The sequence below is a fragment of the Streptomyces sp. NPDC000151 genome, assembly GCF_040301705.1.
Lineage (GTDB): Bacteria > Actinomycetota > Actinomycetes > Streptomycetales > Streptomycetaceae > Streptomyces.
Genome location: NZ_JBEPFC010000150.1, coordinates 1 through 17,599 on the forward strand (window position 1 = coordinate 1; position 17,599 = coordinate 17,599).

20 protein-coding genes are annotated in these 17,599 nt (G+C 70.2%); 12 read left to right on the forward strand and 8 right to left on the reverse strand.

The genetic code is table 11. The features are described from left to right. Window positions 1-260, forward strand: a 260-nt coding sequence (locus tag ABT381_RS29600) for a cell division protein PerM (RefSeq protein ID WP_351599647.1), incomplete at its 5' end; no start/stop codon positions are given. A gap of 29 nt (window positions 261-289) precedes the next feature. Here the strand turns inward: ABT381_RS29600 and ABT381_RS29605 are convergent. Further along, complete coding sequence (locus tag ABT381_RS29605) at window positions 290-1,303, reverse strand: hypothetical protein (RefSeq protein ID WP_467754453.1); 1,014 nt, start codon at window positions 1,301-1,303, stop codon at window positions 290-292. A gap of 264 nt (window positions 1,304-1,567) precedes the next feature. On the opposite strand from ABT381_RS29605, the gene purN reads away from it, so the two are divergent. Then, window positions 1,568-2,227, forward strand: a complete 660-nt coding sequence (purN, locus tag ABT381_RS29610; RefSeq protein WP_351599648.1) for a phosphoribosylglycinamide formyltransferase — start codon at window positions 1,568-1,570, stop codon at window positions 2,225-2,227. Continuing rightward, the gene (gene purH, locus ABT381_RS29615) at window positions 2,224-3,792 is read left to right on the forward strand and encodes a bifunctional phosphoribosylaminoimidazolecarboxamide formyltransferase/IMP cyclohydrolase (protein WP_351599649.1); all 1,569 of its coding nucleotides are present in this window, start codon (window positions 2,224-2,226) and stop codon (window positions 3,790-3,792) included. Before purN ends, purH begins: the two co-directional genes overlap by 4 nt. Window positions 3,793-3,888: 96 nt before the next feature. Here purH and ABT381_RS29620 read toward each other — a convergent pair whose 3' ends face one another. Further along, a complete protein-coding gene (locus ABT381_RS29620; protein WP_351599650.1) occupies window positions 3,889-4,662 on the reverse strand; it encodes an RDD family protein in 774 nt (257 codons plus the stop codon). A gap of 367 nt (window positions 4,663-5,029) precedes the next feature. Here ABT381_RS29620 and ABT381_RS29625 point away from each other — a divergent pair, with 367 nt between their 5' ends. From ABT381_RS29625 to ABT381_RS29640, 4 genes are all read left to right on the forward strand, one after another. After that, on the forward strand, window positions 5,030-5,884 hold the full coding sequence (locus tag ABT381_RS29625; protein ID WP_351599651.1) for a bifunctional methylenetetrahydrofolate dehydrogenase/methenyltetrahydrofolate cyclohydrolase: 855 nt from the start codon (window positions 5,030-5,032) through the stop codon (window positions 5,882-5,884). A 47-nt stretch (window positions 5,885-5,931) separates the two neighbouring features. After that, on the forward strand, window positions 5,932-6,360 hold the full coding sequence (locus ABT381_RS29630; RefSeq protein ID WP_351599652.1) for a DUF3017 domain-containing protein: 429 nt from the start codon (window positions 5,932-5,934) through the stop codon (window positions 6,358-6,360). A 250-nt stretch (window positions 6,361-6,610) separates the two neighbouring features. Further along, window positions 6,611-7,888, forward strand: coding sequence for a helix-turn-helix domain-containing protein (locus ABT381_RS29635; protein ID WP_351599653.1), 1,278 nt, complete (start codon window positions 6,611-6,613; stop codon window positions 7,886-7,888). Window positions 7,889-8,308: 420 nt separating this feature from the next. After that, entirely contained in the window at window positions 8,309-9,298 is a 990-nt protein-coding gene (locus ABT381_RS29640; RefSeq protein ID WP_351599654.1) for a malate dehydrogenase, read from the forward strand. Between the two features lie 40 nt (window positions 9,299-9,338). Here ABT381_RS29640 and ABT381_RS29645 read toward each other — a convergent pair whose 3' ends face one another. From ABT381_RS29645 to ABT381_RS29670, 6 genes are all read right to left on the reverse strand, one after another. After that, window positions 9,339-9,980 carry a hypothetical protein gene (locus ABT381_RS29645; protein WP_351599655.1) on the reverse strand — a complete coding sequence of 214 codons (642 nt, stop codon included), beginning with the start codon at window positions 9,978-9,980 and terminating at the stop codon, window positions 9,339-9,341. Between the two features lie 42 nt (window positions 9,981-10,022). Further along, window positions 10,023-10,772, reverse strand: coding sequence for a hypothetical protein (locus ABT381_RS29650; protein ID WP_351599656.1), 750 nt, complete (start codon window positions 10,770-10,772; stop codon window positions 10,023-10,025). Window positions 10,773-11,024: 252 nt separating this feature from the next. Beyond that, window positions 11,025-12,119: a hypothetical protein gene (locus ABT381_RS29655; RefSeq protein WP_351599657.1), complete on the reverse strand. Its 1,095-nt coding sequence runs from the start codon at window positions 12,117-12,119 to the stop codon at window positions 11,025-11,027. Then, on the reverse strand, window positions 12,116-12,613 hold the full coding sequence (locus ABT381_RS29660) for a hypothetical protein (protein WP_351599658.1): 498 nt from the start codon (window positions 12,611-12,613) through the stop codon (window positions 12,116-12,118). The genes ABT381_RS29655 and ABT381_RS29660 overlap by 4 nt, the downstream gene beginning before the upstream one ends. Before the next feature lie 60 nt (window positions 12,614-12,673). Next, window positions 12,674-13,333, reverse strand: coding sequence for a hypothetical protein (locus tag ABT381_RS29665; RefSeq protein ID WP_467754472.1), 660 nt, complete (start codon window positions 13,331-13,333; stop codon window positions 12,674-12,676). Window positions 13,334-13,365: 32 nt separating this feature from the next. Further along, window positions 13,366-14,349, reverse strand: a complete 984-nt coding sequence (locus ABT381_RS29670) for a peptidoglycan DD-metalloendopeptidase family protein (protein ID WP_351599660.1) — start codon at window positions 14,347-14,349, stop codon at window positions 13,366-13,368. Window positions 14,350-14,721: 372 nt separating this feature from the next. Here ABT381_RS29670 and ABT381_RS29675 point away from each other — a divergent pair, with 372 nt between their 5' ends. From ABT381_RS29675 to ABT381_RS29695, 5 genes are all read left to right on the forward strand, one after another. Further along, on the forward strand, window positions 14,722-15,123 hold the full coding sequence (locus ABT381_RS29675; protein ID WP_351599661.1) for a hypothetical protein: 402 nt from the start codon (window positions 14,722-14,724) through the stop codon (window positions 15,121-15,123). Window positions 15,124-15,135: 12 nt separating this feature from the next. After that, on the forward strand, window positions 15,136-15,378 hold the full coding sequence (locus ABT381_RS29680) for a hypothetical protein (RefSeq protein ID WP_351599662.1): 243 nt from the start codon (window positions 15,136-15,138) through the stop codon (window positions 15,376-15,378). A gap of 146 nt (window positions 15,379-15,524) precedes the next feature. Beyond that, window positions 15,525-15,803, forward strand: a complete 279-nt coding sequence (locus ABT381_RS29685) for a hypothetical protein (RefSeq protein ID WP_351599663.1) — start codon at window positions 15,525-15,527, stop codon at window positions 15,801-15,803. Window positions 15,804-15,829: 26 nt separating this feature from the next. Continuing rightward, window positions 15,830-16,591, forward strand: coding sequence for a DUF8175 domain-containg protein (locus ABT381_RS29690; RefSeq protein ID WP_351599664.1), 762 nt, complete (start codon window positions 15,830-15,832; stop codon window positions 16,589-16,591). Window position 16,592: 1 nt separating this feature from the next. Beyond that, a partial coding sequence (locus ABT381_RS29695) for a TrbL/VirB6 family protein (protein ID WP_351599665.1) occupies window positions 16,593-17,599 on the forward strand: 1,007 nt, incomplete at its 3' end.

Below are 17,599 nucleotides of genomic sequence, written 5' to 3' on the forward strand. Positions count from 1 at the left end.
GCTGGAACCGACGGGCCACCGCCACGGTCGCGGTGCTCGCGGCGCTGATGTGGGGGGCCGGGGCCGCCGTCCTCGCGGCGGCCGCGGGCGGCGCGCTCGGCACCGCCGCGCTCCGGCACGTCGGCCCGAGCTGGTGGCTCACGGGCGCGGCGGCGGCCGGCTGGACGGCGGCCGTCGCCGTACCGGGCGCACTCGCCCTGCGCGAATGGCACCTGTGGCGCACGCTCGGCCGCTCGTCGCCGAGGAAGCTCCGCTCCTAGCCCCCGTGGTGCTGCTTACTTCTGCTTACTCACTCCTGCACGCTCAGGATCGGCCGCAGCTGCTCGGGGAGGAGGTCCTCGCAGGAGTGCCGGGCCGACTGGGTGAGGGCGTCGTTGACGCAGGTGTAGTAGTCCTTGTACACGAGCTGGAACGTGAAGCCGGCGGCCACGATGCACAGCGCCAGGCACGCCGTGACCAGCCCGCTCAGCGCCGCGGTGGTCTGCGGCCGGCTGCTGCCCTGGGCCGCGGGCGCGCCCGTGTTGCCGGCGGTCGCGTGCGGCGGGCCCGCCGTCGGCGTGACGTCGTCGTGCGACGGCCCGCCGCTCCCGATGTCCGCCGCCGTGGCCTTGGCGCCCTCCGGCTTGCCCTGGCCCGGCTTGCCCGCGCGCGGCTTGGCGCGCAGCGCGCTGATGCCCCAGTACAGCGCCAGCGCGCCGAGCAGCAGGGCGATCTCCGGGAGGCTGAAGAGGGAGAAGAAGAACGCCCACATGCCCGACAGGAGGGCGTAGCGCGCCCGCCGCTGGGCCGGGTCGGTCGGGTCCCAGCGCAGCCCGGTCTGGCCGGGGCCGCCGGAGCCGCCCTGGCCTTCCGGGCCGCCGCGTCCGGGGCGGCTGCCGAATCCGCCGCCCTGGCGCCCGGGCTGCTGGCTGCTCCACTGGTTGCCCCAGGCGTGCCGGCCGTCGTGCTCGCCGGAGGAGCCCGAGGAGCTCTCGGAGCCGTCCTTGGAGTCCCCGGACCCGGAGGACCCGGAGTCCCCGGAGTCCTCGGGATGTCCCGAGTGCGCGTGGCGGGGGCGCCATTCGCGGTCGGGCGTCCCGGCCGGCGGCGCGGCGAAGGGGTTGTCCCGGTCCCGGTCACGGCCGTCCGTGCCGCCGCCCGCCGCACCTCGGTCGCTTCCTGGAGTGCCCTCCGAGGAGGACGACGGCTTGCGCTCGCGCGGCAGCAGCACCGCCGCCCCAGGGGCGGTGGCGGGCTGGGGGCACCTCCCAGCGGTAGCTGGGGGAGGGAGAACGAGGGCCGCCCGGCGGCGTCGGTCCGTCATCTGAGGTGCGTCTTCCCCTTGTCTCGTCCGTTCGCCGGGCCGTCCGTCCGGCGGCGGGTTCAGCTCGAATCACACGCGGTCAGCAGAGATCACATGTGGTCTTACGCCCGACGCTACCTGTCGCGTCCGCCCCCGTCCCGTGGGGGCCGCGCGGAGTGCCGGTATCGTTGCTGACGGTCGGCGCCTTCGTAGGGTTCCCCGGATTTCCGGTACCCATGGCCTTGTACGACCACACAAAGCTCGCGAGACCGAGAAAGAACCGCCGTGGCTTCCTCCCCACTCACCGTCCCGCCACCTGCCCGACCCGGCCGCCCGGCCCGGATCGTCGCGCTGGTGTCCGGTTCCGGCACCAATCTCCAGGCGCTGCTGGACGCCATCGCCGAGCAGGGCGCGGACGCGTACGGCGCCGAGATCGTGGCCGTCGGCGCCGACCGGGAGGCCATCGCCGGCCTGGAGCGCGCCGAGCGCGCCGGGCTGCCGGTCTTCGTCTGCCGGGTCAAGGACCACGCCGACCGCGCTGCGTGGGACCTGGCGCTCACCGAGGCGACCGCCGCGTACGAGCCGGACCTCGTCGTCTCGGCGGGCTTCATGAAGATCCTGGGCAAGGAGTTCCTGGCCCGGTACGGCGGCCGCGTGGTGAACACCCACCCCGCGCTGCTGCCCAGCTTTCCCGGTGCCCACGGCGTCCGCGACGCGCTCGCGTACGGCGCGAAGGTCACCGGTTGCACCGTCCACTTCGTCGACGACGGCGTCGACACCGGTCCGGTCATCGCCCAGGGCGTGGTCGAGGTCCGGGACGAGGACGACGAATCCGCGCTGCACGAGCGGATCAAGGAAGTCGAGCGTTCGCTGCTCGTCGATGTCGTGGGGCGTCTGGCCCGTAACGGCTACCGCACTGAGGGACGAAAGGTAGTTATCCCGTGACCGAGACCGCCGAAGGTACCAAGCGGCCCATCCGCCGCGCGCTGGTCAGCGTCTACGACAAGACCGGGCTGGAAGAGCTGGCGAAGGGGCTGCACGCGGCGGGCGTCCAGCTCGTGTCCACCGGCTCCACCGCGGGGAAGATCGCGGCGGCCGGCGTCCCCGTGACCAAGGTCGAGGAGCTGACCGGCTTCCCCGAGTGCCTTGACGGGCGCGTGAAGACGCTGCACCCGAAGGTGCACGCGGGCATCCTCGCCGACCTGCGCCTGCCGGACCACCAGCAGCAGCTCGCCGACCTGGGCGTCGAGCCGTTCGACCTGGTGATCGTGAACCTCTACCCGTTCGCCGCGACCGTCGCCTCCGGCGCGACCCCGGACGAGTGCGTCGAGCAGATCGACATCGGCGGCCCGTCGATGGTCCGCGCCGCCGCCAAGAACCACCCGTCGGTGGCCGTCGTCGTGAACCCGCGGCGTTACGAGGACGTGCTCGCCGCCGCCTCCGAGGGCGGCTTCGACCTCCTCACCCGTAAGCGGCTGGCCGCCGAGGCGTTCCAGCACACCGCCGCGTACGACGTGGCCGTCGCCTCCTGGTTCGCCGACGACTACGCCGCCGCGGACGACAGCGGCTTCCCGTCCTTCACCGGCGCCACGTACGCGCGCAAGAACGTCCTGCGGTACGGCGAGAACCCGCACCAGGGCGCCGCGCTGTACGTGGACGGCAAGGGCGGCCTCGCCGACGCCGAGCAGCTGCACGGCAAGGAGATGTCGTACAACAACTACACGGACACGGACGCCGCGCGCCGTGCCGCGTACGACCACGCCGAGCCCTGCGTCGCGATCATCAAGCACGCCAACCCCTGCGGCATCGCGATCGGCGCGGACGTCGCCGAGGCGCACCGCCGCGCCCACGAGTGCGACCCGCTGTCCGCCTTCGGCGGCGTGATCGCGGTCAACCGCCCGGTCAGCAAGGCGATGGCCGAGCAGGTCGCGGAGATCTTCACCGAGGTCATCGTCGCGCCGGACTACGAGGACGGTGCGCTGGAGGCCCTCACCAAGAAGAAGAACATCCGCGTGCTGCGCGCCCCCGAGGCCCCGGCCAACCCCGTCGAGGTCAAGGCCATCGACGGCGGCGCGCTGCTCCAGGTCACCGACCGCCTGCAGGCCGACGGCGACGACCCGGCCAACTGGACGCTCGCCACCGGCGAGGCGCTCTCCGCCGACGAGCTGGCCGAGCTGGCCTTCGCCTGGCGCGCCTCCCGCGCCGTGAAGTCCAACGCGATCCTGCTCGCCAAGGGCGGCGCGACGGTCGGCGTCGGCATGGGCCAGGTCAACCGCGTCGACTCCGCGAAGCTCGCGGTGCAGCGCGCGGGCGAGGAGCGGGCGCGCGGTGCGTACGCCGCCTCCGACGCGTTCTTCCCCTTCCCCGACGGCCTGGAGGTCCTCACCGAGGCCGGCGTGAAGGCCGTCGCCCAGCCGGGCGGCTCGGTCCGCGACGAGCAGGTCATCGAGGCCGCCAAGAAGGCCGGCGTCACGATGTACTTCACGGGCACGCGCCACTTCTTCCACTGAGCCACGCGCTCGCCCGAACGGCGAAGGCCCCCACTCGCACACCGCGAGCGGGGGCCTTCGCCGTACGGGGCGCCCCGCGACGGGGGCGCCTCCGGGTTACTTCTTGATCACCACGGTGCCGGCGGCACGGTCGTGCCAGCCCTGCAGCTTCCCGGTGTTGTCGAAGAACGGCGACAGGTAGGTCAGCAGCATGCCGATGTAGCAGATGAAGGCACCGACCATCGGAATGATGTAGCGGATGAAGCCCGCGCCGACGCCGGGGGCGCCGCCGGTGGACTCCTTGACGACGCGCAGGCCGAGCGCCATCTTGCCGAAGGTGGCGCCCTTGATGCCGATCATCAGCCACTCGTAGAGCAGCATGAAGAGGGCGAAGATGCCCAGGAAGCCGAACATGACGGCGACACCACTGCTGGCCTGAGCGGCCGCCTGGTTCATGCAGGCGTCGTAACCCGGGTCCATGTAGCTGCCGCAGTCGTCGGCGGCGTTGCCGGCGATGCCGATGACGCTGCCCAGACCCGCGATCATGGCGATCGTCATGATCACACCGATGATCACGCCGTCCAGCAGCCGCGCCAGGAAGCGCTGGCCCATCGTCGCGAGCAGCACCGGCCCGCTGACGAGGTTGATGTAGCCGTTGTTGGCCTGGACGGCGCTGCCGGCGGGCTGCTGGCCGTACGCGGCCTGCTGGCCGTAAGGCTGCTGCGGCGGGACGCCCGGGGCCTGCTGCGGGTAGCCGTAGCCCTGCTGCGGGGGGACGCCCTGGGGGGCCTGCTGGGGGTAGCCGTAGCCGGGCTGGCCCTGCGGGGGCTGGGGCGGCTGCTGGCCGTAGGGGTTGTTCGGGTCGCCGGCGGGCGGCGGAGGGTAGCTCACGTAAGGCTTCCTTCGGGCGGGGACGTGGCGGGCCGACGGTTACTACGGGAAGTCACCGGACCGCCCCCGCGGCGCGCCGCGTGAGCTGTGAAGAGTGCTTGGTGTTCTCCCCCGAGCGTGCCGCCGTCGCATTCGGCCCCTCCTGCGAATGCGGCACGTGTCGCAACATCGTGAAGTCCGGATAAAGACTTTGTCCAGCGGAGGAGGGACCCTAGTCCCCAGGTGATCCCGATATGTGCTGTTCCTGTTACCGAGATTGGACAGCTCTGTCGTCCGTTTGCGACAACCACCGTGCCTCTACGCGCGTCGACCCTCGAGCCCGGCCCTGATTGGTACGCCGGCACCGTCATCCGGGAGGATAGGAGGCATGAGCGCCCAGATTCTCGATGGCAAGGCCACCGCCGCCGCGATCAAGTCCGACCTGTCCGCCCGCGTCGCGACGCTGAAGGCGAAGGGTGTCCAGCCGGGTCTGGGCACCATCCTGGTCGGCGAGGACCCCGGCAGCCAGAAGTACGTCGCGGGCAAGCACCGCGACTGCGCCGAGATCGGCGTCTCCTCCATCCAGCGCGAGCTGCCGGCCACCGCGACCCAGGAGGAGATCGAGGCGGCCGTCCGCGAGCTGAACGAGGACCCGGCCTGCACCGGCTACATCGTCCAGCTGCCGCTGCCCAAGGGCATCAACGAGAACCGCGTCCTGGAGCTGATCGACCCGGCCAAGGACGCCGACGGCCTGCACCCGACCAACCTCGGCCGCCTGGTGCTCAACGAGGCGGCCCCGCTGCCCTGCACCCCGAACGGCATCCTGCGGCTGCTGCGCCAGTACGGCGTCGAGATCAAGGGCGCCGAGGTCGTCGTGGTCGGCCGCGGCGTGACCATCGGCCGCTCGATGCCGCTGCTGCTCACCCGCAAGTCCGAGAACGCCACGGTGACCCAGTGCCACACCGGCACCCGGGACCTCGCCAAGCACCTCAAGGAAGCCGACATCATCGTCGCGGCGGCCGGTTCGCCGCACCTGATCAAGCCGGAGTACGTCAAGGAGGGCGCGGCCGTACTGGACGTCGGCGTCAGCCGGGACGAGAACGGCAAGATCGTCGGCGATGTGCACCCGGGCGTGCGCGAGGTGGCCGGCTGGGTCGCCCCCAACCCCGGTGGCGTCGGCCCCATGACCCGCGCCATGCTGCTGGTCAACGTGGTCGAGGCCGCCGAGCGCGCGGCCGGCTGAGCCGCGGCGGGCGACGACCGTACGGACGACAGAAGGGCAGCCAGCGCATGAACGCCGGAGCGCACTCGGACGGGGTGTCCAGGCCGCAGCGCCTCACGCGGCGCTTTCCGCTGATCACGAAGGACACCGCGCGCCCGCAGGGCGGCGGACGCGCCGCGCCCGGTGACGCGCCGGCGCCGGTTCGGCAGTGGCCGCTGCTCACGGTGATCGGCGGCGTCGCGCTCGGGCTGCTGGTCCTCGCCTTCGACGCCTTCCGGGCGGGGACCCTGCTGATCGGGCTGGCGCTGCTGGCCGGGGCCGTACTGCGGCGCGTCCTGCCGTCCGTCGGCATGCTCGCCGTACGGTCGCGCTTCACGGACATGGCGACGTACGGCGTGCTCGGCTTCGTGATCCTGATGCTGGCGCTCATGATCCAGCCCGACCCCTGGCTGTCGCTGCCCTTCCTGGACGACATCGTCCACTTCACGGTCCGTTAGCCACGTCGCTCGGCCCTGCACGTACGCGGGCGGCCTCGTACGCGGGCGGTCTCCTGAGAGTCCCGGGCCTCGCTTGAGAGTCCAGGACTCCGCTCGCGTAAGGGAAGTGAGGGTTCCGCACGTGTCCCGCGTGCGGAGGCGCGTGTCCAAAGCGTGAACGCTTCCATGCGCCTCCTCCACGGGAACTGGCATCCTGACTGAGGGCATCCCAACGGATAGCCGCAGCAGTTCGGGGGGATAGGGGGAGGCAATGCCTCGCTGGAGGGCGCTACCGGAGGAACTCGATCCGCAGGTGCGGGAGTTCGCCGGTCAGTTACGCAGGCAGGTGGAGCGCAGCGGGCTGAGCATATCGGCCGTCGCGGACCGCACGGGTTACAGCAAGACGTCCTGGGAGCGGTATCTCAACGGCCGGCTGCTGCCGCCGCAGCGCGCGGTGGTGGCGCTGGCCGAGGTGACGGGCGCGCACACCGGCCATCTCACGACCATGTGGGAGCTGGCCGAACGGGCCTGGAGCCGTTCGGAGATGCGGCACGACGTCACGATGGAGGCGATCCGCGTGGCCCAGGCGCGGGCCGCGCTGGGCGAGTTCGGCCCGGCGCCGGACGAACCGAAGGGGGGCCTGGGGAAACGGTCGGTGGCCGCGGCGCCGGTTTCCGAGGTGCCGGTTACGGAGGCCTCGGTTCCGGAGGCGTCGGCTCCGGGGGCGTCGGTCCCCGCAGCGCCGGAAGCACCGGCCCCCGGGGCGCCGGCGCTCGCAGACCATGAAGTACCCGAAGCGCTCGCCGCCCCCGAAGCGCCCGCCGCGCCGAGAGTGCCGCACCAGCGCGGCGGCCCGTCGGCCGCTGCCCCGCCCTCGGACGGCACCTACTCGGCCCTGGGCGCGCACCCCGCGCCCTCCATGCCGCCGACGGCCGCTCCGCCCGTACCACCGCCCGTACAACCGTCCGTACCGCCGCCCCTGTCACCGTCCGACGTGCCGCACGCCGGGCCCGACCCGGAGCGTCGCCGGCGCATCACGATGTTCGTGACCGGCGTCGTCGGGGCGCTGCTGCTGATCGCGGCTGCCGTGCTGCTGCTCGGCGGCGGGGACGGCGGGCAGCGGGCGAAGCCCGCGCCCGCGCCCACGAAGTCGCAGGCGCCCGCCCTGCCGGCCGGCGTGAAGTGCAGCGGCGCCGGCTGCACGGGCAAGGACCCCGAGGAGATGGGCTGCGGGGGCAAGCACGCCACGACCCCGTCCCGGGGCGTGATGGGCGGCGCGGTGATCGAGGTCCGGTACAGCAAGGTCTGCGGCGCCGCCTGGGCCCGGGTCACGGGCGCCGCGCAGGGCGATCGCGCCACCGTCACCTCCGGCGGGCGTACGGAGCAGGCGAAGGCGGGCCGGGACGGCGCGGCGTACACCGCGATGGTGCGGGTCAGCGGCGCTCCGGAGAAGGTCAGGGCGTGCGGCACGACGAACGCGGGCTATCAGAGCTGCACCGAACCGGAAGCCGCGCCGGCCACCGGATCGGCCCCGGCCACCGGGCCCTGACCGGGCTCTGACCGCGCCCGGCGCGGTCCGCTCCGGTCCATTCGGGGGGTACGCGGAACCGGGGGGCATGACCCGGCCGGAACGGGGCAGGCGACCGGTCGACCCCCCCACGGGTGTGGCACCACCCGGCGGCCGCTCGCGCTCCCCTCCTTGTCGCGGGCGGCCGCTCTCCGTCCGCCGGGGGCCAGCCGCGCGCCTTCGGGCGGGTGGCGGCTGACCTGCGGCGTGACGGCCGGTGAGGAGTCACACACCGGCCTGTCACCGGTGGCACGCCGCCGTCCGATAGCCTGACGCCGGGTCTCTTGATACCGAGATACATCAAGGGGCTCCGTATACATGGGCAGGGACACCCACCGCCCACCGCATCCATGGTGGCTCTGGGGCTCGCCCCCAGAAAAAAACACGCCGCAGGAGATCGCCATGACCCGCACTCCCGTCAATGTCACCATCACCGGCGCCGCCGGCCAGATCGGCTACGCACTCCTCTTCCGCATCGCTTCCGGCCACCTCCTCGGTGCCGACGTGCCGGTCAAGCTGCGCCTTCTGGAGATCCCGCAGGGCCTGAAGGCCGCCGAGGGCACCGCGATGGAGCTCGACGACTGTGCCTTCCCGCTGCTCCAGGGCATCGAGATCACCGACGACCCGAACGTCGCCTTCGACGGCGCGAACGTCGCCCTGCTGGTCGGCGCCCGCCCCCGTACCAAGGGCATGGAGCGCGGTGACCTGCTGGAGGCCAACGGCGGCATCTTCAAGCCGCAGGGCAAGGCCATCAACGACCACGCGGCGGACGACATCAAGGTCCTGGTCGTCGGCAACCCGGCCAACACCAACGCGCTGATCGCCCAGGCCGCCGCCCCGGACGTACCGGCCGAGCGCTTCACCGCGATGACCCGCCTGGACCACAACCGTGCGCTCTCGCAGCTCTCGAAGAAGACCGGCGTGCCGGTCTCCGAGATCCGCAAGCTCACGATCTGGGGCAACCACTCCGCCACCCAGTACCCGGACATCTTCCACGCCGAGGTGGCCGGCAAGAACGCCGCCGAGGTCGTCAACGACGAGCAGTGGCTGGCCGACGACTTCATCCCGACCGTCGCCAAGCGCGGTGCGGCGATCATCGAGGCCCGTGGCGCCTCCTCGGCCGCCTCGGCCGCGAACGCCGCCATCGACCACGTCCACACCTGGGTGAACGGCACCGCCGCCGGCGACTGGACCTCGATGGGCATCCCGTCGGACGGCTCCTACGGCGTCCCGGAGGGCATCATCTCCTCCTTCCCGGTCACCACCAAGGACGGCAAGTACGAGATCGTCCAGGGCCTGGAGATCAGCGACTTCTCGCGGACCCGCATCGACGCCTCGGTGCAGGAGCTCGTCGAGGAGCGCGACGCGGTCCGCGGCCTGGGCCTGATCTGATCTGATCTGATCCCTCAAGGCAACAGGGAGCCCGTACGGCTCACCCTCTCGGGTGAGCCGTACGGGCTCTTCCGTCGGGACGTGGCTGCTGCCGGCGCCGCGCCAGCTCCCGTACCGACGACGAGCGCTCCACGCGCAGCGAGTGGACCCGGGCCGCGTCCAGGCCGGAGCGCAGCCGGGCCGCGGAGCTCGTCGGCATACGGCCCGAACGCGCGGTGTCACCCTGCAGCTGGGAACGCAAGGCGCTGACCCGTGCCGTGTGGCCGTTCAGTTGACCGGGCGTCATGTGGGACACGGGCGCGTGGGTGGCGGCCAGCACGGTGGCGGGGTGCGTGGGAAGAGGCGCGGCACCGCTGCCCTTGCTGCGCGCGGGGTCGATACCGACCGAGCGGAGCGCCGCGGCCTCGGCCCGCCGCCGGTCACCGGTGATTGGCCGTTGCCGCGTACTCGCCCGCGAGGAGGACTGGTACCGCCTCTCCGCCGGTGTCATACGAGTGCGCCAGGTGACCGTCCCCGAATACTCGTTCACGTAAATGTCGACCTTGGCGCGCAGGGACCGCTCACGTGGAGACCGCTCGCGCGCTGCCGCTGCCCGCTCCCGCTCCCTCCGGTCGCGTTCCTGGTGTCCGAGTCGCCTGCCGGCCGTCCGGTCGTCCTCGGGCCGGTATCCGTACGAAGCCATGAGACCCCTCCTCCGTGGGCGTGAGCCGTGCGCGTCGACGGCCTACGCGGGCGACTGCCCCTGAGCGGTGGCGCGGTCGGCGAGGCGCGCCATCCTCTTCCGGGCCGCTTCGATCTTGTCCCCGTCGGCTGCGGCCGGACCGCCGGGACGAGCGAGCTCAAGCCATAGAGCGATCAGCTGCTGGCCGTAGGCCAACCCCTGCTGCGGGTCCGTGATGGACAGCCACACCTTGGCCGCGCGCATGAAAGTGTCGTAAGCGGTGGGGTCGTCCTGCCGCCGGCGGTACTCGAAAACGTCGAGATAGATGGCCACTGCCTTCACGGTGTCGTGGGCCAGGTACGCGATATGGGCGAAGAGCTCCTGAAGATGGAGCACGTAGGGGTGGCCGACGCCGAACTCCTGGGCTGTGGCGTTGAGCGCGCTCTGGGCCGTGGACGCGGCGAACTCCAGATGCCCCAGCCGGACGGCGTCATTGATCCGGGCAACGGCGTCCGCGAGGGCGGGCGGGATCGTGAGGGGAGCGGCGGCTCCACCGGAGGCGGGCCGGGGCTCGGCGACCGGGGCGGGGGCCGACGGCGGCGTGGTCTGCCGCACTGCCGGTGCCGCGACCTGTTCCGGCTCCCCGGCGAAGTGGCTGGAGCCGTCGGTCTGCACCTCGATCGGGGTGAGATAACCACTGCGAGCGTCGTGTACCGAGGCGCGTACGGGGTGCCCGGTGGCCATGGCCAGCCGGTACAGGTAGTTCAGCACCGCATCGTGGAGCGCTTCGCCCCCGGTGGGGGACACGGGCATACCGCCGACCGTGCAGTCACCGTTCTCGGTGATCAACACCTCGAACGGAGTTGGTGCCGGCTGCTGATCCCGATCAGCAGCCGGTTTCCGTTCACTACGGCGGAACTTAGGCATATCGCACTCACTCAGGGTCTCGCTGTGGACGTGATCTGCCGTTTTCCCCGCTGCTCAGGAGCAGGGGGCAGAGGGCACCTGCTCAGTCACGGTGGCCACGGACAGCAATGGGCTTCATGGCCGGTGCTCAGCAGTTCATCAGTGGCCCCGGCCACGACCGGTGTTGTTGTTCTGCTGGGGCAGCTGCCGGGGGCGCGTGGAGTTCTGCTGCGCGGCCGGTCCCTGCGTCGCAGTATTTCCCGTGTTCTGGGTGTTCCCGCGGACGGAGCGCTGACGCGCCGCGCCGGCGGCCGGGTTGACCGTCTGCCCGGGCCGGCCGGCGGCCGTGGTCTTGGCTCCCCCCTTCAGCTCCGCGAGTTGCGCGACGGACATGTTCTGTTGTGCGGGACGGTTCTGCTGGACGGACTGGTTCTGTGCCGCGTTCGGCACCGGCTCACCGGCCCGCTCGCGCACGGCGACGAGGTGCCGCTCCTCGACGGTCCCCAGCAGCTCGGCCCGCGCGAAGGGCTTTGCCAACTGTTCGTGACCGACCGGCATTTCGATCGGCAGTTTCTCGCCGTTGACTTCCCGGCACGTCTGGTACCGGTCGTTCATCAGCTGGTTGGCCGCGTCGACGTACGGTGGCGCGTTCTCCATGCCGAACTCCTCCTCGAGCGCACCCGACCTGGCGAGTTCGAAGAGCTTGTGGTTGGCCATCTTCACATCGAAGCTGTCCGGGGTGTGCAGTTGCAGTTCGATGCGCTGACCGGTCTCGCGGTCTTCCCACGCGCTGTTGATGCCTTTGTAGACGGGGTCGGTCCAGGTGTTCTGCACCTTGATCTCGTCAAATCCGCGAGCTCGCAGCTCGTTGAAGGCTGCTTGCACGCCGTGGGTGTAGGACTGAGCCTCGAATAGCAGGGTGTACCGATTCAGGTCCTTCATGTCGGCGAGGACCTGAGCCGCGCTACACGTGGGATCTTGGCGCAGTTCACGAGCGACTTTGCCGCGCAGCGATTCCAGCGTCTTCAGGGAGAAGTCAATTTCGACTACTCCCTCGGAAATATTGTCTCCGGGAAGCTGACTGCCCTGCTCGGTCGTCCGGTCACGGATGTCTCGCATCATTGCGTCGAACGCGGGCCGTACTGCCTCGGCCCGCTGCCACGCCGCTTGGACCAAGGCGTCTTCCTCGGCGGTCAGCGTCAGATGGGATTCGCCCTTCTCCGCACTGCCTCGCCAGCCAATCTGCTCGCTCACAGTGCTGTCGCGCCCGACACGCCGAGGACCCTCTGGATGATGCGCTCCGCCTCATCCGGGGTGATGGGGACCAGGTGCGGGGGGTCGTGCGGCCCCGCGCTGTGGAAGTCGAAGATGGACGTGGTGCGAGCCCACATCTTGTCCCGGCCGAAGGCCTCGTCGCGGCCGCTTTCCGGACTGTACTTCCGGCGTACGACACCACCGGCCTGCTCACCGGGACGAGGCTCGTTCCGGTAGAGAGCCCAGTGCAAACTCCAACGGGACCGGTCCTGCTTCAGCTCGTCAGCCCTTTCGGGCGTGACGGGCGTGAGTGTCTCCGGGGCGGGTCCTTCCTTGATGCGCTGGTCGGGCCCGACAGGGTGCCAATCCCAGTCCCACAGCGACAAGTATTCCCAGTTACCGGTCCCCGCAGAACGCCGCCAAAGCCCTTCGACGGTTCGGCGGACCTGCTTGTCCTCGGTGGCCTTGATGAAGTACTCGTACTCTGCCGTCATTTCCTTCTCCAGCGTCTGAGTGAAGTGAAGGCGAGGCGGCCTGTGCCTCGCGCGGGAGCCTCAATCCTGCCCCGACGACGACGGCGGGGCACTGGGAACGGCCGCCGCCGGGACCGCGTCGACGCGGCTGACCTGCCAGTCGCCCTTCGCGTCGGATCGGACGAGCGTGACGAACGCCTGCACCCGCGGGCCCACTCCCCGCCACTCGTCGCGGCCGGTGGCCGTGCCGCTGACGGAGATCTGCCGGTGGGCCTTGGTGGACGTGTCGGCCGGGGCGTCGCCGTCCACCTCGAGGTGGAGCTTCACCTTGGTCCACGCCTTGTGCTTCGCCCAGGTGTTCCACTCATTGCCGGCGCCGGCCGCGGGGTGGTAGCCGCGCTCCTCCTTGGCCTTCTTGCCGGTGAGGTACGGAACGGCCCGCAGGATCGCGTCGTGGGGGCTCATGTCGTACTTCGTGTCGTAGCTGTAGGCCACGAGCGCCCACGCCTTGGCCACGGCGGTGGCGTCGCGACGGTCCGGCTTCGGCTCTTCGGGCACGTGCGCGTCGGGACCGAGCGGTTTCGCCGAGGGCAGCGGGGCCTTCTCGGCGAACGAGGGCTGAGTCGGTTTGGCCTTCGGCTCGGGCCGGTCCAGACCGGGAAGGCCACAGCCCGCGAGCACGCACAGGCTCGCGGCGACCGCCGTGGCCAGACCTGCTCGTCGTGCGCCGGCCGGCGTCATGATTGCCACCGCGAACCCCCCGCTTCCCGCCGTCATTTCTTCCCGATCCCGAGCCATGGGGCCGGGTCCACGTACTGACCGTCCACCTGCACCTCGAAGTGGCAGTGTGCACCGGTGGAGAAGCCCGTGGAACCCACCGCCCCCACCTGGTCGCCGGTCTTGACCTCCTGCCCCACATGGACGTTGATCGCCGACATGTGGTTGTACGTCGTGGACACCTTCTTGCCGTCCATCGTGCCGTGCGAGACCACCACGCGGTTGCCGTAACCCGTCGACCAGCCCGCGAAGGTCACCTTGCCCGCCAGCGCGGCCCGCATCGGGGTGCCCATCGGAGCCCCGAAGTCGATGCCGGTGTGGAGCTTGCGGACGTGCAGCGTCGGATGCATGCGCATGCCGTAGGGCGAGGTCACCGGCGGATTGCCGCCTACCGGCATGGCCATCTTCTGGCCTGCGGGAATCGTGACGCCGCCGCCCTGGGCCTGTTCGTACTTGGCGATCAGCGACTTGATCCGCGCCACATACGCGGTCGTCTCGTCGTACGGCGGCATGCCGTTGTATTTCTGGACCGCGCCGGGGCCCGCGTTGTACGCGGCGAGCGCCAGATCGAGGACGTTACCGCTCTTCGCATACGGTTTGATCTGCCGGGCGAGTGCGCAATCGTAACGGCCCTGAGCCATGATGGCGTCGCCCGCGTCGTACGGAGATATCGTGCCGCTGTTGTCGTCGTCCCGGCCCCAGGTTTTCCATGTGCCGGGCATGAACTGCGACAGCCCTTCGGCGCCGACCGGAGACACGGCTTTCGGGTTCCAGCCCGATTCCGCCTCGATCTGCGCGGCGATGACCGCCGGTCCGATTTCCGCACACTGCGCACCGGATTTCAGTACCCAGGGCACGTATTCCGCGGGGACCTGCTTGCTGTTGAGTCCGCCGGTGCCGGTGGAGGGCGGGTCCGGGTCGTCTCCGTCGCCACCTGTAACGCCCATGAAAAGGACAACAGGTGCCAAAACCACGGCCACCGCGCCCCCGACTATCCATGCGGCAGCACCGCCCCCACCCCGTGACATGCGATCCCCCATGCGCTTGCAGATGTCTGGGTAGCGCGTACCTTATCGCGGCTGGCATCATGTGCCGCACAGGTATCGACTGAACCATCGTCATCCTGTTACGCAATGCTGGCGCGTGGCCATGTGACTTCTTGTGAGTTCTTGGGCGGGCCCGGCGAATTGATGGTTACGGGGGAGAGAAGATCAGTGCGGGGGAGTGTGGCGGAGACGCCCTTTGGACCCGAAATCTGGGTCCGGGGGCCGGTGGTGACGGAAAGCGGATTGCCGCCTTCCGATTCTCGTGCGGAACCCCAACAGCGTTCCGCGCCACAGCAGTTTTCCTGGGTGAATGTCCACGGCGGTGCGGGCGCATCGACCCTTTCGGGGCTGCTCGGCGGTGCTGACGTAGGGCAGCGCTGGCCGGACCTCGCACGCGGTGAGCCGCCCGTCCTGCTGCTCGTGGCGCGTACGCACGCGGCCGGACTGCGGGGCGTATCCCAGACGTTGGACATCTTCCGCCGCGGTGAGCAGCCGGCCGGTCTGCAGATCGCCGCCGTGGTGCTCGTCGCCGACGCCCCCGGCCGCCTGCCGCGAGAGCTCAACCAGCGGATAAAGATCCTCGGTTCGGCGGTCGCCGTGCACCGGGTGCCCTGGATCGCGGCCTGGCGGACGGGCGCAAAGCTCGATGGCTCGATTCCCCGGGAACTGCTGGCGCTGGCGCGCCTCGTCGGTCACCCCGTCCAGTGATGTGGAGCAAAAGTGAACGCATTTTTGTTGGCGGGGCCGCCCTCGAACGTGACGACACCGCTGAATGAAGCCATGGGCTACGTCGCCTGGGTGGCCACGGCGGCGGGGGTCATGGGAATACTGATCGTCGGGGCCAGGATGGCGCTTTCGCTGCGCCAGGGTGAAGGCCAGGAGCACATCGTCCAGCTCGGCACCGTGCTGGCCGCCTGTGTCATCGCGGCCACCGCCGGGCCCCTCGTGAACTTCATTCTCTAGCAGGCCTAAGCCGGGACTCGCAGAAGTCGTCGGCCTCGCCGGTGAGTTCGATCACCGCGCGGACAAGAATTCCCACTCGCTTGTGATATCGAGCCGGACCGGCCGTAGCGAGTGGTCCATAAACGAACAAGGAGAATGCCATGAAGATGGCAGACGTATATCGCTACCTGGCCGACGGTGGTGTGCCCCAGCCGACGAAGAACGCCCCGGACGCACTCACCAACAAGGTGGACACGGTGCTCGGCATCGTGGCCTGGGCGGGCACGGCGGCGGGTGTCGCCGGAGTACTCATCACCGGCGCCATGATGGCGATGTCGATGCGCCGTGGCGAGGGGTCCGAGCACATGGGCCGGCTCGGCATGGTGCTGGGCGGCTGTGTCCTGGTCGCCACGGCCGGGCCGCTCGTCAACTTCGTGTTTGCCTGAGCCGGCGGAATAAGGAGACGTAACCGATGGCAGCGAAGCGTTCGCAGAGCAGCGGCGAGTGGGAGAAGCCGTTCTGGCAGCAGCGCGGCTGGGTCATTTCGGCGGGCTTCCTGCTGGCCATGCTGGCACTTGCCGCGGTGGCGTTCATGATGCGCAGCGGAGGTCCGGACCAGCCGGCGGCCGAGGACCCGACGCCGCACGCTTCGCCGTCGGCGACGAAGGGGGGCGGCTCGCAGGCCGACGACCGGCCGGCGGGCTGCAAGACGGACGACAGCGACCAGGAGAAGCCGACGAAGGCGCCGGCGGACATGCTGTGGAAGAGCTACGGGAGCGTTCCGGTTCCGGTGTCCTCGACCTACGGGCCGACGAAGTTCGACGGCAATGTCTGGTCGTGCTATTCCCACACCCCCATGGGTGCGGCGCTGGCGGTCAACGCCATCACGGACAAGCTGCCGTACCCCGGCTGGCGTGACGTGGTGGAGAAGCAGTTCGTGCCCGGAGACGCGCGCGACAAGCTGATGCGGGACCGCGCCAAGGAAAAGGACGACCCCCGGAACAGCACGAAGGAATCCGGCGGAAATTTCTACGGATTCTCCGTTTTGACGTACTCCAAGGAGCAGGCGACTGTTCAGGTCCTCCTCAGGATCGGCGATGAGTACGCCACGACCTCCGTGTCCCTCAAGTGGCTCGACGGTGACTGGAAGGTCGAGGCGCAGCCGAACGGCTCGCCGTACAGCGGTTTCTCGCAGACCTCGGGCCCCGATGGCTTTGTGAAGTGGGGCAATTGACATGGGGATGGGGGAGTGCATCAAGCACCCGATCAACTGCGGTAAAGATGCCGTCAGTTGGGGCGCCGACAAGATCGCCGGCGGTGCCGAGTCCGTAGCGAAATCCGCCTTCGGCGGTGCCGTGCGCGCCTTTGCCGAGGCCATCGGCAAGGCCGTCGACGCGGTCATGCATGCCCTGAACGGCTTGTGGATGAAGGTGGACGCCACCGGGGCCTATCACGGCAGTGGCGGCGGGCCGATCGACAGAATCCAGGGGCAGCTCAACTGGCTCGTCGGCTATGTCGCCGTCGCCTCCTTGCTCATTGCCGCCATCCGGATGGCGCTGGACCGAAAAGGCCAGTCGATGCAGCAGGCATTTCACGGAATGTGGCGAGTGGTCCTTGTGTCCGGTGTGGCGGTGGCCGCCATGCAGGCCCTCACCGTCGCATCGGACAACTACGCGTCGTACATCTACGGCCAGGCCCACATCGGCGACAACGGCGCGCAGGTGGTCGGCGGGGGCGTGCTGGCGCTGGGCCCGATGGCCGCGACCAGCCCCGGGCTCGTCATCATCATCGGGCTGCTCACGGTGCTGGCCGTCACGGTCCAGATCATTCTCATGTACCTGCGCATCGGCGTCCTGGTCATGCTGGTGGGGACGCTGCCCCTCGCCGCCGCCGCTTCGATGACGGGGTGGGGAAGCGGCTGGTGGAAGAAACACATCGGCTGGCTGGCCGCCTGGCTGCTCTACAAGCCCGCGGCGGCACTCATCTTCTATGCCGGTACGGCCATGACGACCGGAACCGATGATCTGAACCAGATCATCGCGGGACTGGGCGTCCTGATGCTGGGCATCTTCGCGCTGCCCGCCCTCCTCAAGCTTGTCGTTCCCGCCACCGCCGCGCTCGGTGAGACCTCCGGCGGTTCGGTGGCCATCGGCGCCGCCAACAACATCGCCAGCGGTGCGGTCAGCATCGCCGGTGGTGGCGGCGGGGGTGGTGGCGGCGGCGGAGGTGGCGGCGCCGGCGG